A 14,181-nucleotide genomic window follows, 5' to 3' on the forward strand; every position below is an offset into this window, starting at 1 on the left:
GGGCCGGTGCGCAGGGAGTCCTGCGGGCCGGCCCCTCATGTCTGGGCGGGGTGTCGCTCCGCCCGGTGGTGCCCTAGGCGGCGGTCATGACCCGGCTGCTGTCCAGCGGACGGTGCGGGGCGATGATCCGGCCGTCCGGCAGGAGCTCACCGGTGTCCTCGAAAAGGACCACGCCGTTGCACAGCAGGCTCCATCCCTGCTCCGGGTGGTGCGCCACGAGACGGGCGGATTCCCGGTCGGCGGAGTCGGCTGAAGGGCACGGTGGCTGATGCTGGCACATGGGTGGGATCTTTCGCTCTGTCGTGATGGGTGAGATGGCTGTCGTGTCTGTTCCGCGGCTCGGAGCCTCGTTCATGGCCGCCCCCCGTTGTGTAAGTGGTCGGAACCCAGTGTTGCCCCACGGGCGTCGATCCGCAGGGATTTCGCAGCACCGCTTCTCACAGGTTGATGACGCATCACCCGCGCGGACGGTTCATCCCAACTGGACTGTCCCTTTGGGTGGTTCGCGGTGGCCGGATGGGGCTAGTCCGGCCGGGGCGGCGGGTCTTGACGGCTCTTCCGAGCGGTTTCCGGCTCTTTCGAGCGGTTCTGCGGCTCGTAAGAGCGCCTAATTGCTCGTGTGAGTGAATAGGGAGAATAGGGAGTGGTCGAGGGGCGCCGGAAACAATGTCGTACCCCGTCGCCCGGGATTTCGGCGACGGGGTACGCGGGTCTTCCGGCTGCCGGGCTTGGCGCGCGTCAGGCGGGTGAGCCGAGCAGGGGGGTGGGGGGAGTTCCCCGGTGGGTCAGCACCGGGAGCAGTTCCTCGACCCGGTGCGGGCGGTGGGCCGCGATGCCGGGTGGCGCGGGCGCCAGCGGGACGAGCAGGTCGGTGGCGGCGGGATGGCCGGAGGCGGCGTCCGCGGTGCAGTCGCCGTGCAACCAGAGCGTCAGCATGTACAGGCCGGGTACCGACAGCAGGCGGGGCTGGTACGGCTGGGTCACCGACTCGGCCTGGCGCAGCGCCCGCTCGGTGGAGGCGATGTAGGGGCCCTCGAAGAAGTGCGAGAAGGCCCAGCCGTCGGGGGTCAGCATCGTCTCCGCCGCGGCCACCGCGCGGTCGCCGCAGCGGATCAGGAAGCGCCAGCCCGTCAGCCGGGTGGCGGCGACGCCCTCGGGGGTGATCCGGTCGAGGACGTGGACGGGCAGCGGGAGCTCGGGTGTGGCGGGTCCCTGGGCGCCGAGCAGGGAGGGAGTTCGGGCCTCGCGGACGGCGGTGGGGGAGGAGAGCGCAGTCAGGACGGAACGCAGTGCGGGCGCGGGAGCCGGGGGGACATGCAGCGGCATGGTGGGTCGCCTCTCATTCGAAGGCATGGTGGCGCGAGGGCGTGGCGGACGGCGCTGTCTGCTCGCGAGAGGTCAGAGAGGCGGGGGCCGGGGTCTGAGAACGAGAGGTGAGGGTGAGGTCTGCCGCACGACACCTCGTCGACAGGATCCGTGACCGTGGGCGCCAACCTTCTGCCTTGTTCGCGGAGTTTATACGACACGTGTTCAGCCTGTGTTTCATCTAGCCGTTTCCGGCGAGTAGAACAAGGGTACATTCGGTCGGAGATATGCGGGAATCATCCCGATTCCAGGCGGGGTGCGCGGCGATGACCTCGGAAAATGTGCGCGAAGCGGTCGGCCTATTCTCATCGGCGTTTTTCACGACTTCGCGGGCGCCCGAAACTGCGCAGTGCGCCATGCCCGGTGAATGTGCCACCGGTCACGATCGACCAGCGTAGCGTGCGGCGGGGCCGCGCGGGACGTTATCGATCGCTTCGGCTGGGCATCATCACTGCTGACCGGGACGCCCGTGGCCGGATCGTCGGCCCGCCCAACCGAGGAGGGATGCTGCGATGGGGGAGAAGGTCGTGGCAGGTCACTTCGACCTGTCCGATCGCCAGCTCTACCGCGACAAGCTCCGCCGGTGCCTGACGGGCCTGGAGCGGCTCCTGGCTCAGAAGCGGTTCGATCGCCCGAAGAACCTCATGGGGCTGGAGATCGAATTGAATCTCACGGGCGCCGACGGCATGCCGAAAATGTTGAACGCGCAAGTCCTCGAGCGCATCGCGAGCCGCGATTTCCAAACAGAACTCGCCATGTTCAATCTGGAAGTCAACATAGCCCCACACCGCCTGGGTGGGAGGGTATTCGACCGGCTCGCCGAGGAACTCCGCACCTCGCTGGCATATGCCGAGCGGAAAGCGGGAGAGGTCGACGCGGGAATCGTGATGATCGGTATTCTGCCGACGCTCGACCGTGACGACCTGGTCTCCTCCAACCTCTCCGACGTCGACCGCTACACGCTGCTCAACGACCAGATCGTGGCCGCCCGGGGCGAGGACTTCACGCTCGACATCGACGGGGTCGAGCACCTCACCTGCACGTCGAAGTCGATCGCGCCCGAGGCCGCCTGCACCTCCGTGCAACTGCACCTCCAGGTCACCCCGGCCCGCTTCGCCGACGTGTGGAACGCGGCCCAGGCGGTCGCCGCCGCCCAGATCGCCGTCGGCGCCAACTCGCCGTTCCTGTTCGGCCGGGAGCTGTGGCGCGAGTCCCGGCCGCCGCTGTTCCAGCAGTCCACCGACACCCGCCCGCCCGAACTCCAGGCGCAGGGTGTGCGGCCGCGCACCTGGTTCGGGGAGCGGTGGATTTCCTCGGCGTACGACCTGTTCGAGGAGAACCTGCGCTACTTCCCGGCGCTGCTGCCGATCCGCGACGACGAGGACCCCCTGGAGGTGCTGGACCAGGGCGGTATACCCAAGCTCGCCGAACTCGTCCTGCACAACGGCACGGTCTACCGCTGGAACCGCCCGGTCTACGGCATCGCCGACGGCGTCCCCCACCTGCGCGTCGAGAACCGGGTGCTGCCCGCCGGGCCCACCATCACCGACGTCATCGCCAACGCGGCCTTCTACTACGGCGTCGTCCGCGCCCTCGCCGAGGACGCCCGGCCGGTGTGGACCCGGCTGCCCTTCGAGGCGGCCGCCGCCAACTTCGACGCCGCCTGCAAGCACGGCATCGACGCCCGCCTCGTCTGGCCCCGGCGCGGCCGCTACGGCGGTACGGCCGAGGTCGACGCCGTCAGCCTGGTACGCGACGAACTGCTGCCGCTGGCCGAGGCCGGCCTGGACGCGTGGGGCGTCGAGCCCGCCGACCGGGACCTGTACCTGGGCGTCATCGAGGAGCGGTGCCGGCGCCGGGTGAACGGTGCGACCTGGCAGGCCGCGACCTTCCACCGGGCCCTGGAGCAGGGGCTCTCGCGTGAGGCGGCGCTGGCCGCGACGACCCGGCGCTACCGCGAGCTGATGCACAAGGGCGACCCGGTGCACACCTGGCCCGTGGGGCTGCCGGAGCCGGTGCCGCTGGGCTGACGCGCCGCCGGGGTGACATCCTGCTGCCCCCATACTGATCCGAACGGATCGGTGAAGTGGAGGCAGGTGTGCAGGCGGAGGCGGGCCCGGGGGCCGAATCGTTTCCCGAATCTTTCCCCCAGCAGCGGCTCTCGCGGCGGATGCTCCGCAACGAGACGCTGCTCGTGCTCGGGCTGTCGCTCGGCGCGAGCGGCGTGTCCGCGCTAATCAGCTTCATCGGATCGGTCACCAAACCGGGCGGCCTCAAGGACCAGGCCGCCACCCTCAACGCCTCCGCCGCGCCCGGCCGGCCCTGGCTGGACCTCGCCTGGCAGCTCTTCGGGATCGCCACGGCACTCGTGCCCGTGGCGCTCGTCGCCCACTTCCTGCTGCGCGAGCGCGAGAGCCTGCGCACCCTGGGCTTCGACCGCACCCGGCCCTGGCCGGACCTCGGCCGCGGCGCCGCGATCGCCGCGGTCATCGGCAGTACCGGCATCGCCTTCTACCTGGCCGCCCGCGGCCTCGGCTTCAACCTCACCGTGGTGCCCGAGGCACTGCCCGACGTGTGGTGGAAGTACCCCGTGCTGGTCATGTCGGCGATCCAGAACGCGGTCCTGGAGGAAGTGATCGTCGTCGGCTACCTGCTGCGCCGGCTCGGCCAGCTGGGCTGGACCCCGGGCACCGCGCTGGTGGCCAGCTCCGTGCTGCGCGGCTCGTACCACCTCTACCAGGGCATCGGCGGCTTCATCGGCAACGTGGTCATGGGCGTGGTCTTCGTCTACCTGTACCGGCGCTGGGGGCGGGTGGGCCCCCTGGTGGTGGCGCACTCGCTGCTCGACATCGGGGCGTTCGTGGGGTACGCGCTGCTGGCGGGCAAGGTGGGGTGGCTGCCGACGCCATGAGCGGCTGAGGGAGGGGCGTACGGGCTTTCCGTACGCCCCTTCTGTTCGTATGCGCCTTCCGTTCGTACGGTCCTGCCGTGCCGCTACGCCAGGAGCTCGCCCTCGATGACGGTGACGGCCCGTCCGCTCAGCAGGGTGCGGTCGCCGCGCAGCTGCGTGCGGACGCGGCCGGAGCGGGGTGAGGCCTGCAGGCCGGTGAGGTCGGGGCTGCCGAGGCGCTCGGCCCAGTAGGGGGCGAGGGCGGTGTGGGCGCTGCCGGTGACCGGGTCCTCGTCGATGCCGACGTTCGGGAAGAAGCAGCGGGAGACGTAGTCGTAGCCCCGGGCGGGGTCCTCGGCGCGGGCGGTGGCGATGATGCCGCGCTCGGAGTGGGCGGCGAGGGCCTTGAGGTCGGGGGCGAGGCCGTGCACCGTCTTCTCGTCGGCGACCTCCAGGAGCAGGTCGCCGATGTTCGGACCCGTGTCGAAGGCGGCGCGCGGCTCGGCGCCGAGGGCCTCGGTGACCCCGTCGGGGAGGTCGACCGGGGTGAGCGGGGCGGTCGGGAAGTCCAGTGTGATGGAGCCGTCCTCGGCGGGCGTGGCGATCAGGACGCCGCTGCGGGTGGCGAACCGCACCGGGCCCTGGTGGGCGCCGGTGGTGTGCAGGACATGGGCGGTGGCGAGGGTCGCGTGGCCGCACATCGCGACCTCCGTGGCGGGCGTGAACCAGCGCAGCGCCCAGTCGGCCTCGCCGCCCTCGGGCAGGGGGTGGGCGAAGGCCGTCTCGGCGTGGTTGACCTCCAGGGCGACGTTCTGGAGCCAGGTCTCGTCCGGGAAGGCGTCCGTGTCGTCCAGGAGCAGGACGCCGGCCGGGTTGCCGGCGAAGGGGCGGTCGGTGAAGGCGTCGACGATTCGAATCCGCATGCCCCGACGCTAGACGCTGTGCGAAGGCACAGCCCAAGGCCAATTCAGGAGTGCTGGACCGGTTTTCCCCCGCGGTCACGCCCGTCTCGGCGACGCCTTACGGTCGTTCGGGTTTCCGCGCCAGAGGGGTGCCGTCCTTCCTCTTCGCGCCCTCGTCGGGCTCAGTGAACGGAGAACCCGCCGTCGACGAAGATCGCCTGCCCGGTGATGTAGCCGGAGGCGCGGCCGGCCAGGAACACCGCCGCTCCGGCGAAGTCCTCGGCCAGACCGTTGCGCCCGATCATCGTGCGTGCGGCCAGCGCCGCCACCTTCTCCGGCTCGGACGACAACCGCCTGTTGAGCGGGGTCATGACGAAGCCGGGCACCAGCGTGTTGCAGGTGACGCCGTACGGCGACCAGGCCTCGGCCTGTGAGCGGGCCAGCGACTCCAGCGCGCCCTTGGAGACGCCGTAGGCGCCGCTCTGGACGAACGCCCGGTGTGCCTGCTGGGAGGTGATGTGGATGATCCGTCCGAAGCCCCGCTCGGCCATGCCGGGCCCGAACCGCTGGCCCAGCAGGTAGGGCGCCTCCAGGTTCACCGCCATCGTGGTGTCCCACACGTCCTCGCCCAGCTCGCTCAGTGGCGGGCGCAGGTTGATCCCGGCACTGTTGACGAGGATGTCGGGCTCGCCGAAGACCTCGGCCGCCTGCTCCGCCGCCGCGCGCACCCCGTCGCGGGTACTGAGGTCGGCGCTCACCCACGCCGCGCGGCATCCGTCCGCCGCCAGCTCGTCGACCGTGGCGGCCAGTTCCGGCTCTTTGCGCGCCACGATCACCACGCTCGCCCCCGCTCGCGCGAGAGCCCCGGCGATGGCCCGGCCGATGCCGGAGCTGCCGCCCGTCACCACGGCGACCCGGCCGTCCAGCGAGAACAGTTCGGAGAGGTAGCTCTGCGAGGTCATGTCCGCACCCTAGACGGGGCGTGGGCGGCGACAGCGCCCGGGAACGCCTCGCCGCGACCGGGGCGCCCACCGCGGCGGTGCTCAGGCCCTCGACGAAGTCAGCCGACGCGAGCGTGCCGCCGGTCCGCACGGCCGCACCGGAGCTGATGCGCCGGGCTGGGCCGATGCGCTGAAGATGTCTCGCTCGGTGCTGCCGCACCGGCCGTTGCTGACCCTCGACGAGCGTCTCGAACGCGCCGCCGCCCAGCCGGTGATCGTCCCGGAGATGATCGTCTGCGAGCTTCCGCCGCCCTCAAGGGCAGGGATGCCTGGCCATCTCTCGGCGTGGCTCCGCTTGACCTTGACACAGTGACAAGAGCTTCACTGTGGCCAAGGAGGTGGTCCCGATGGCCATGCCGAAACAGGACACGAACACGATGCGAGTTCTCCAGGGGCTGGAGAACAGCAGCTCGTCGGCCCGGCTGCGGGCAGCGCTGGCGGTCGGCACGACCCCGGATCCGCGGTTCATCGACAAGCTCATCGAACGATGCGCGATCGAGCCCGAATTCCACGTGCGCGAAATGCTTACGTGGGCACTCACCCGCCACTCATCATCAACGACGGTCCCACAGCTCATCGATGAACTCCGCTCGCAGCGTGCGCAGGCACGAAGCCAGGCGTTGCACACACTGTCCAAGATCGGGGATCGGCAAGCGTGGCCGGCGATCACACGGGCGCTTCTGGCCGACGCCGACGACGAGGTGGCGCGGAGCGCCTGGCGAGCAGCGGTCGTACTCGTGCCCGAAGGTGAAGAACCCCAGTTGGCCGGAGCGTTGGCGACACAGCTCGGGCGCGGCGAGCGTGAGACGCAGTTGAGCCTCAGCCGGGCGCTGATCGCGCTCGGTGAGGTGATCATGCCGACCCTGCGCGCCGCGATGACGGATCTCGACCCTCGCGTGCGTCAGCACGCGATCGCCACGGAACGGCTGTTGCGCAACCCGGAGGCCGGATTCGAGTTCGCGATCGAGGAGGCGAAGCGCATCGTAGCCCTCGGCACGACCCGCCAGGAGGGGTGATAGGCAGTGTTGATCGGTGATGTGGCACGACGGTCCGGGGTCAGCGCCCGCATGCTCAGGCATTACGAGTCGCTCGGCCTGGTGCGGCCAACGGGTCGTACCGACGCCGGTTATCGGGAGTACTCCAGCGAGGACATCCGGCGAATCTTCCATATCGAGAGCCTGCGGTCATTGGGGCTGTCGCTGCGTGAAGTCGGGCGCGCGCTGGATGATCCCGGCTTCCGGCCCTCGGAGCTCGTCGACGACCTCATCCGCCAGACACGAGAGCGCATCGCGCGTGAGACGGAACTGCTCACGCGACTCCGCCGGATCGGTGCCGCGGAACCTGCCGGCTGGGAGGAGGTGCTCCAGATCGTCGCACTCCTCCAGGCGTTGGGGTCACAGAGCGCTGGGACGCGCCAACGCGCGGCCTTGTCCTCAGCCGAAGAGGTTCCGGTGCCAGTGGAAGCACTGGTCGAGGCAGCGCTGAGCGAGACGGACCCGAACGTCGCTGGGGCCCTTCGATGGGCTTTGGCGCAATGGGGCGTTGGCGGATTGGCCCTGCTCGCGGAGGGCCTCGGCTCACCGGTGGCCGAGGTCCGGAAACGTGCCGCGCAGTCCATCGTCGAGATTCCGAACGGGGAGGCGACCGCACTGCTGCGGGACGCTCTCGCGAATCCCGACCTCGTGGTCCGCAGGTACGCAGCTCTGGCGCTCGGGGCACGTGGAGTAGCCGACGCGGTCCCGACGCTCATCGACATGGTCGTCGAGGAGGCGAATGACGTCGATGCGGCCGATGCGCTGAGCGTGCTGGCGAGTGATCCCGCGCTGGCGGAGCAGATCGCCACCAGGCTCGTTGACTGCCTCGCCCACGGCACCGTTGAATCGTCTGCACGTCGACGACTGACACAGGCGCTCGCGGATATCCCGGGAACCACATCGTCACGTGCCCTGGCGGATCTGTCTCATGACGAAGACCGTGCCGTTGCGCTCACTGCCGCATACATTCTCGGGATACGCAGCGCACGCTAACCGATCCTTTCTCTGGGGTGCTGTGTGCGTGGGGCCCAGTTGTTGCTGGTGAATCTTTCTGCGGCACCTGTTCTGCGGCTCTCGACCGGCGGGGCGGCGGCTGCGGTCGCCCTCGCGGCTTGCGCCTCCAGCACGGCGGCTGACTTCAGTGGATCGCGCCGGTGGTCTGCGGCGCGCCAGATTCAATGAGACGCAGACCATCACGCACGTCTCGAGGACACGTTCGCGGCCCCTCAGTCGATACAGAACTCGTTGCCCTCGATGTCCAGCATCGGGATGCACGAATCAGTGCCGTCATACAGCGTTCGCACGTGTACCGCGCCGAGCGGGACCAGTCGTGCGCATTCGGCCTCAAGCGCGGCGAGGCGCTCTTCACCCACGAGTCCGGTGCCGACCCGCACGTCAAGATGCACCCGGTTCTTGGCGGCCTTCCCTTCGGGGACACGCTGGAAGTACAGTCGCGGGCCCACACCTGAGGGATCAATGCAGGCGAACCATGAATCCCGCTGCTCGGGTGGCTGCGAGCGCTTGAAGTCGTCCCACGTGGCAAACCCCTCCGGTGGCGGCGGTACGACGTACCCCAACACCTCGCACCAGAAGCGAGCGAGGCGCTCAGGTTCTGCGCAGTCGAAGGTGACTTGGAACTTCTTGATCGAGGTCATCGGTCCAGCATATTGACGCGTGCTGTTCACCGAGATCCCGGGGTTTCATCGCCGTGCGGGTCGAGGTCTCGCGTGACATGAGAAGCCCTCCCACCCCGCCAACGGACCAGATCACCTGAGACGACGAGCGCGTCGTGCCAGATCACCTGGGACAGGGGCCAATGCGCATGAGACGGGACACCGGCCGCGCCGACAGACGCTTGCCGGTCGAACTGTTCCGATATATCGTTGAAGCATCGTGATGGATCAACGATGGAATGGAGAGTGGTTGTGATGCGTACCCACGGATTCGAGCACGGGCATCGGCAGGACGGCCCCCGGCGCGGCCGGGGCGGCTTCGACGGAGTGCGTGCGGCCTTCGGTCCCTTCGGGCCGGGCGGCCCCGGCTTCGGACCGGGTTTCGGTTCCGGTCCCTGGGGCGGCCGAGGGCGCGGCGGGCCCAGGGGGAGGGCGCGGCGCGGTGACGTACGAGCCTCGATCCTGGCCCTGCTCAAGGACCGGCCCATGCACGGCTACGAGATGATCCAGGAGATCGCCGAGCGCAGCGGCGGGGCGTGGAAGCCCAGCCCCGGCTCGGTGTACCCCACCCTTCAGCTGCTGGAGGACGAGGGCCTGATCGCCAGTGAGTCCGAGGGCGGCAAGAAGCTGTTCTCGCTCACCGAGGCGGGCCGTGCCGCCGCCGACGAGGGTCCCGAGGCGCCCTGGGAGGAGGCCTCGCGCGGGGTCGACTGGGAGGCCCTCGGCGAGATCCGCCAGGCCGGTTTCGGGCTGATGGAGGCCTTCGGGCAGGTCTGGAAGACCGGCAGCAAGGAGCAGCGGGACAAGGCGCTCGGCGTCATCAACGAAGCCCGCAAGAAGCTGTACCTGATCCTGGCCGACGAGGACTGAGGACCTCCCGGGCTTCCCGGCCGGTGGCAGGCGCCCCGTGGAGTGATCCACGGGGCGCCGTTGTGGTGAGCCGCCTCCGATGAACTGCCTGGGTGCGTACACGGCGCTTCGGTTGCCTCCGGGGCGCCGGGCAAGACGGCGCGCGCCCCTGCGGGAAAAACGACGGGATCTCCTCCGTAGGGAGGAGATTCCGGTCGGTCGGATCCACTCCCCGTGGGACGCGAAGATGCTTCCCGCCGGGGATGACCCGGCCTCGCGGGACTGATGGGGTAAGGGGCGTGCAACCCCGTATCCCCCGGCAGTCGGCCCACGAGCAGGGCATCCACCGCGCGGAGAACGATGCCAGGCTCAGCGCAGAGCTGGCAGCGGTGCTCGTCGGTGCCCGGCGCAGGGCGGTCAGGGACGGGGACCGCCAGATCGACACCGCTCATCTGCTGCACTCGCTCCTGGAGTCCGACCCCGAGGTGCGTGCCGTCTTCGGTGATCCGGCGCAGATCGCCCGGCTGCTCGGCTATCTCGTCCAGCGCAGTATCGGCTACGGCCTGCGCTGGCAGAGCGGCGTCGAGGACTCCCGGGCCGTTCCCGTCGTGACGGAGAGCGCCGGTTTCTCGCCGCTGGCCGCGGCCTCGAAGGAGTACGCCTGCGAGCGCGCGGCGCGGCGTGACGCGGGACCGGCCCGCGGTGTCGACCTGCTCGCGGCGATCGTCGTGGACCCGCAGGCGCGGGCCGTAGAGGTGCTGGAACACGCCGGCGTCGACGCGCGCGAGGTGTTCGCACGGCTCGCGGACTGGTCCGAGGAGTACGTCGGGGGCGGCGAGACCACGTACTGAGAAACCTGAGGAACGGTCTTGTGTTCACCTCGTGAGACAGGTGTCATAGGGGATGACGCTCCTGTCGTCGCCTGTCATCATGTGCCGGTGCGTACGTATGACAGCAGCCGGAGCGGCCATGGAAAGGGCGTCGGGCTCGGGCTCGCGCTCGCGTCCGCGGTCGCCTTCGGCGGATCCGGTGTGGCGGCCAAGCCGCTGATCGAGGCGGGCCTCGACCCGCTGCACGTGGTGTGGCTGCGCGTGGCGGGCGCGGCGCTGGTGATGCTGCCGCTGGCCGTGCGCCACCGCGCGCTGCTGCGCCGCCGCCCCGGGCTGCTCGCGGGGTTCGGGCTGCTGGCGGTGGCCGGGGTGCAGGCCTGCTACTTCGCCGCGATCTCCCGTATCCCGGTCGGTGTCGCCCTCCTCGTCGAGTACCTGGCGCCCGCGCTCGTCCTCGGCTGGGTCCGGTTCGTGCAGCGGCGGCCCGTGACACGCGCCGCCGCCCTCGGTGTGGTCCTGGCGGTCGGCGGACTCGCCTGCGTCGTCGAGGTCTGGTCGGGCCTGAGCTTCGACGCCCTCGGGCTGCTCCTCGCGCTCGGCGCCGCCTGCTGCCAGGTGGGCTACTTCGTCCTGTCCGACCAGGGCAGCGACGCCGGCGACGAGGCACCCGACCCGCTCGGCGTCATCGCGTACGGCCTGCTCGTCGGCGCCGCCGTGCTGACGGTCGTCGCCCGCCCCTGGGCCATGGAATGGTCCGTGCTCACGGACGACGCGTCCATGGACGGCACTCCCGTGGCCGCCGCCCTGCTCCTGGGCTGGATCGTCCTCGTGGCCACCGTCCTCGCCTACGTCACCGGAGTGCTGGCGGTGCGCCGGCTCTCGCCGCAGGTCGCGGGCGTCGTGGCCTGCCTCGAAGCCGTCATCGCGACCGTCCTGGCCTGGGTGCTGCTCGGCGAGCACCTGTCGGCGCCGCAGATCGTGGGCGGCGCCATCGTGCTGGTGGGGGCGTTCATCGCCCAGTCGTCCGCACCCGCCAAGGGCTCCGGTGGGCCGGTGGCCAGCGGCGGCCCGGAAAGGGAGTTGTCCACGCCCGGAACGGCCGCATAGGGTGCCGGTCATGCATTCGGACGCACGCGTTCTTCCGCCCCCGGCCGCCTGAGGCGGGCCCTCCGGAAACCACGCCCGGCACGTCGCCGGGCGGAACGGTGCTGCCCGCAGACGAAGTCCACGGACCCCGCTGAGCCGGGGCCCATCCCCGAACTTCTGCGCACCTCGCGGAGCTTCCCGCGTGGGTCGCGCGTCTGCGGAGAGAACACGTGTCGAATGCTGTCTCCGGCCTGCCCGTCGGGCGAGGCCTCCTCTATCTGATCGTCGCCGGTGCCGCCTGGGGCACCGCGGGCGCGGCCGCCTCCCTGGTCTACCGGGCCAGTGACATGGGGCCCGTCGCCCTGTCGTTCTGGCGCTGCGCGGCCGGGCTCGTGCTGCTGCTCGCCGCCCGACTGCTGCGTCCGCGCGGCAGGACCGCCGCTGCGGAGCCGCTGCGCCGCAGGGCGCTGCGGGCCGGGGTCACCGGTCTCGGTCTCGCGGTGTTCCAGACCGCCTACTTCGCCGCCGTGGAGTCCACCGGGCTCGCCGTCGCCACCGTCGTCACGCTGGGCGCCGGGCCCGTGCTCATCGCGCTCGGCGCGCGGCTGACCCTCGGGGAGCGGCTCGGCCGCGGCGGGGCCGCCGCCGTCGCCGGTGCGCTCGCCGGACTCGCCGTCCTGGTCCTCGGCGGCGGGGGAGCGACCGTACGGCCGTGGGGGGTCGGGCTCGCGCTGCTGTCGGCGGCCGGCTACAGCGTGATGACCCTGCTCACCCGCCGGTGGGGCCGCGACGGCGGGGCGGACGCCGCCGCCACGTCCGTCGGGGCGTTCGCCGTCACGAGCCTGTGCCTGCTGCCGTTCGCCCTGGCCGAGGGACTGGTGCCGCACACCACCGAACCGGTCCTGCTGCTGTGGCTGCTGGCGTATGTCGCCGCGATCCCCACGGCCCTCGCCTACGGCCTCTACTTCGCGGGCGCGGCCGTCGTACGGTCCGCCACCGTGTCCGTGATCATGCTGCTGGAACCGGTGAGCGCGGCCGTGCTCGCCGTGGTCCTGCTCGGCGAGCACCTCACGGCGGCCACCGTGGCCGGCACCCTGCTGATGCTCGGCTCGGTCGCGGGACTCGCGGTGGCGGAGGCGCGGGGTGCGCGGCCTCGGAAGGAGGAGCCGGTGTTGGTGTGATGCCCGGGCAGACCCCGTATCGGCGCAGTCGATGCGGGGTTGACGCCGGGTCAGGCTCCGCGTGCGCGCAGCAGGAGTTCACGCGCCGCCGCGTCGCGCGGACCGCCCCGCCCGGCCAGCCCGGCCGCGATCCGGTCCTGGACCTGGGCGGGCTTGCTGCCGGCGTACTTGAACTTCGCTCGTACGCCGGTGACTCGGAGCCGCAGCCCGCGGATCCCGGACAGCATCCTGCCGTACGGCGCCTGGCCCACCGCAGCCCGCGCGGAGCCGCCCTCCGGCTGGAAGTGGCCGACCTGGCGGTTGAGGAGCGCGGCCTTCTCGGCCGGATCGTCCACGACATGGGCGGTGCAACGGAGTTGGACGGCCGCGTAGAAGCTGGTCGGGACGCCGTGCTCGGCCGGGACGTCCGGCGCGGCCTGCCACGGGCCGGGGACGTACACGTAGTCGTCGACCACGCTCAGCAGCACCTCCGGGTTCGCCTCCAGGGCGGGCCACAGCGGGTTGGGCCGGGCGAGGTGGGTGACGGCCTCGCCGCGCTCGGCGTCGTACGCGAAGTGCAGGGGCTGGACGTGGGGCGGCTCGCCCGGTGGGCCGTTGACGGCGAGCTGCCCGAAGTCGTGGCCGGCCAGCCACTGTTGCCACTCGGCGTCGTCGCGGGGCGCGTCCCAGGGGTGGATCAGCATCACAGGGCCGTCAGGTAGCCGGGCAGTTCGGTGCCGGGCGCGAGCGCGGAGTCGGCGAGCGGGGTGTCGTAACCCTTGCGCAGCGGCAGGAGACCGGCCCAGTGGGGGAGGGCGAGGTCCTCCGGCTCGTCGTTGACGCCGCCGGCGCGGACCTTGGCGGAGACCTCGTTCAGGTCGAGGCGGATCACGGCGGTGGCGGCCAGCTCCTTCTTGTCGGCCGGCCGGCAGTCGCGGGAGCGGCCCGGGACGACGTGGTCGACCAGCGCGTCCAGGGCCTCCTTCTTCTCCTGCGGGTCGGTCACCTGGTGGGCGGTGCCGTGCACCACCACGGAGCGGTAGTTGATCGAGTGGTGGAAGGCCGAGCGGGCCAGGACCAGCGCGTCCACGTGGGTGACCGTCAGGCAGACCGGGAGGCCGGGGTCGGCCTGGCCCGCCGCGCGCAGCGGGCGTGAACCCGTCGAGCCGTGCACGTAGAGCCGCTCACCGACCCGGCCGTACAACGTGGGCAGCACCACCGGCGCGCCGTCGCGCACGAAGCCGAGATGGCAGACGTAGCCCTCGTCGAGTATCGCGTGCACCAGTTCCCTGTCGTACGAGGCCCGCTCCGGGGAGCGCGTGGGGACGGTGCGGTCGGTCGGGGTGTAGGCGGCGGCGGGCTGCGGCGGCGTCTGCGCGGTTCCCTGCATT

The 14,181-nt window shown here is 71.0% G+C and carries 15 protein-coding genes and 1 pseudogene; 9 read left to right on the top strand and 7 right to left on the bottom strand.

The annotated features are described in order from the left end of the window. Positions 1 to 73: 73 nt before the first annotated feature. Together ACYVMZ_RS34305 and ACYVMZ_RS34310 are read right to left on the bottom strand one after the other, a co-directional pair. On the bottom strand, positions 74 to 280 hold the full coding sequence (locus ACYVMZ_RS34305; protein ID WP_461086762.1) for a DUF5999 family protein: 207 nt from the start codon (positions 278 to 280) through the stop codon (positions 74 to 76). A gap of 458 nt (positions 281 to 738) precedes the next feature. Continuing rightward, a complete protein-coding gene (locus tag ACYVMZ_RS34310) occupies positions 739 to 1,326 on the bottom strand; it encodes a hypothetical protein (RefSeq protein ID WP_461086764.1) in 588 nt (195 codons plus the stop codon). A gap of 551 nt (positions 1,327 to 1,877) precedes the next feature. Here ACYVMZ_RS34310 and ACYVMZ_RS34315 point away from each other — a divergent pair. Continuing rightward, positions 1,878 to 3,395: a glutamate-cysteine ligase family protein gene (locus ACYVMZ_RS34315; protein WP_461086766.1), complete on the top strand. Its 1,518-nt coding sequence runs from the start codon at positions 1,878 to 1,880 to the stop codon at positions 3,393 to 3,395. 68 nt (positions 3,396 to 3,463) lie between these two features. Beyond that, positions 3,464 to 4,276: a CPBP family intramembrane glutamic endopeptidase gene (locus ACYVMZ_RS34320; RefSeq protein ID WP_461086768.1), complete on the top strand. Its 813-nt coding sequence runs from the start codon at positions 3,464 to 3,466 to the stop codon at positions 4,274 to 4,276. Between the two features lie 83 nt (positions 4,277 to 4,359). Here ACYVMZ_RS34320 and ACYVMZ_RS34325 read toward each other — a convergent pair whose 3' ends face one another. Then, on the bottom strand, positions 4,360 to 5,178 hold the full coding sequence (locus ACYVMZ_RS34325) for a PhzF family phenazine biosynthesis protein (protein WP_461086770.1): 819 nt from the start codon (positions 5,176 to 5,178) through the stop codon (positions 4,360 to 4,362). Between the two features lie 161 nt (positions 5,179 to 5,339). Beyond that, a complete protein-coding gene (locus ACYVMZ_RS34330; RefSeq protein ID WP_461086772.1) occupies positions 5,340 to 6,119 on the bottom strand; it encodes an SDR family NAD(P)-dependent oxidoreductase in 780 nt (259 codons plus the stop codon). A gap of 68 nt (positions 6,120 to 6,187) precedes the next feature. Here ACYVMZ_RS34330 and ACYVMZ_RS34335 point away from each other — a divergent pair. From ACYVMZ_RS34335 to ACYVMZ_RS34345, 3 genes and pseudogenes are all read left to right on the top strand, one after another. Further along, positions 6,188 to 6,399 (top strand): annotated as a pseudogene (locus ACYVMZ_RS34335) (integrase); the annotation flags it as partial. A 106-nt stretch (positions 6,400 to 6,505) separates the two neighbouring features. Further along, on the top strand, positions 6,506 to 7,174 hold the full coding sequence (locus ACYVMZ_RS34340; protein WP_461086774.1) for a HEAT repeat domain-containing protein: 669 nt from the start codon (positions 6,506 to 6,508) through the stop codon (positions 7,172 to 7,174). Positions 7,175 to 7,180: 6 nt separating this feature from the next. Next, on the top strand, positions 7,181 to 8,185 hold the full coding sequence (locus ACYVMZ_RS34345; RefSeq protein WP_461086776.1) for a HEAT repeat domain-containing protein: 1,005 nt from the start codon (positions 7,181 to 7,183) through the stop codon (positions 8,183 to 8,185). A gap of 233 nt (positions 8,186 to 8,418) precedes the next feature. Here ACYVMZ_RS34345 and ACYVMZ_RS34350 read toward each other — a convergent pair whose 3' ends face one another. After that, complete coding sequence (locus tag ACYVMZ_RS34350; RefSeq protein WP_461086778.1) at positions 8,419 to 8,847, bottom strand: VOC family protein; 429 nt, start codon at positions 8,845 to 8,847, stop codon at positions 8,419 to 8,421. Between the two features lie 273 nt (positions 8,848 to 9,120). Between ACYVMZ_RS34350 and ACYVMZ_RS34355 the strand changes: the two genes are divergently transcribed. The 4 genes from ACYVMZ_RS34355 (at position 9,121) to ACYVMZ_RS34370 (ending at position 12,811) form a co-directional block, all read left to right on the top strand. Then, on the top strand, positions 9,121 to 9,735 hold the full coding sequence (locus ACYVMZ_RS34355; protein WP_461086780.1) for a PadR family transcriptional regulator: 615 nt from the start codon (positions 9,121 to 9,123) through the stop codon (positions 9,733 to 9,735). Positions 9,736 to 10,013: 278 nt separating this feature from the next. Continuing rightward, entirely contained in the window at positions 10,014 to 10,565 is a 552-nt protein-coding gene (locus tag ACYVMZ_RS34360; RefSeq protein ID WP_461086782.1) for a Clp protease N-terminal domain-containing protein, read from the top strand. Positions 10,566 to 10,646: 81 nt separating this feature from the next. Continuing rightward, entirely contained in the window at positions 10,647 to 11,651 is a 1,005-nt protein-coding gene (locus ACYVMZ_RS34365) for an EamA family transporter (RefSeq protein WP_461086784.1), read from the top strand. A 209-nt stretch (positions 11,652 to 11,860) separates the two neighbouring features. Next, positions 11,861 to 12,811 carry a DMT family transporter gene (locus tag ACYVMZ_RS34370; protein WP_461086786.1) on the top strand — a complete coding sequence of 317 codons (951 nt, stop codon included), beginning with the start codon at positions 11,861 to 11,863 and terminating at the stop codon, positions 12,809 to 12,811. Positions 12,812 to 12,861: 50 nt separating this feature from the next. Here ACYVMZ_RS34370 and ACYVMZ_RS34375 read toward each other — a convergent pair whose 3' ends face one another. Beyond that, positions 12,862 to 13,494, bottom strand: a complete 633-nt coding sequence (locus ACYVMZ_RS34375) for an FMN-binding negative transcriptional regulator (RefSeq protein ID WP_461086788.1) — start codon at positions 13,492 to 13,494, stop codon at positions 12,862 to 12,864. After that, positions 13,494 to 14,180 (bottom strand): pyridoxamine 5'-phosphate oxidase family protein, encoded by a 687-nt coding sequence (locus tag ACYVMZ_RS34380; protein ID WP_461086790.1) that lies wholly within the window; start codon positions 14,178 to 14,180, stop codon positions 13,494 to 13,496. Before ACYVMZ_RS34380 ends, ACYVMZ_RS34375 begins: the two co-directional genes overlap by 1 nt. Position 14,181 lies beyond the last annotated feature (1 nt).

The organism is Streptomyces deserti, from assembly GCF_054782695.1.

Coding starts and splice junctions, on each gene's coding strand:
- ACYVMZ_RS34325 (WP_461086770.1), bottom strand. CDS start 5,178: ATGCGGATTCGAATCGTCGACGCCTTCACCGACCGCCCCTTCGCCGGC.
- ACYVMZ_RS34310 (WP_461086764.1), bottom strand. CDS start 1,326: ATGCCGCTGCATGTCCCCCCGGCTCCCGCGCCCGCACTGCGTTCCGTC.
- ACYVMZ_RS34330 (WP_461086772.1), bottom strand. CDS start 6,119: ATGACCTCGCAGAGCTACCTCTCCGAACTGTTCTCGCTGGACGGCCGG.
- ACYVMZ_RS34380 (WP_461086790.1), bottom strand. CDS start 14,180: ATGCAGGGAACCGCGCAGACGCCGCCGCAGCCCGCCGCCGCCTACACC.
- ACYVMZ_RS34355 (WP_461086780.1), top strand. CDS start 9,121: ATGCGTACCCACGGATTCGAGCACGGGCATCGGCAGGACGGCCCCCGG.
- ACYVMZ_RS34375 (WP_461086788.1), bottom strand. CDS start 13,494: ATGCTGATCCACCCCTGGGACGCGCCCCGCGACGACGCCGAGTGGCAA.
- ACYVMZ_RS34340 (WP_461086774.1), top strand. CDS start 6,506: ATGGCCATGCCGAAACAGGACACGAACACGATGCGAGTTCTCCAGGGG.
- ACYVMZ_RS34305 (WP_461086762.1), bottom strand. CDS start 280: ATGTGCCAGCATCAGCCACCGTGCCCTTCAGCCGACTCCGCCGACCGG.
- ACYVMZ_RS34350 (WP_461086778.1), bottom strand. CDS start 8,847: ATGACCTCGATCAAGAAGTTCCAAGTCACCTTCGACTGCGCAGAACCT.
- ACYVMZ_RS34315 (WP_461086766.1), top strand. CDS start 1,878: ATGGGGGAGAAGGTCGTGGCAGGTCACTTCGACCTGTCCGATCGCCAG.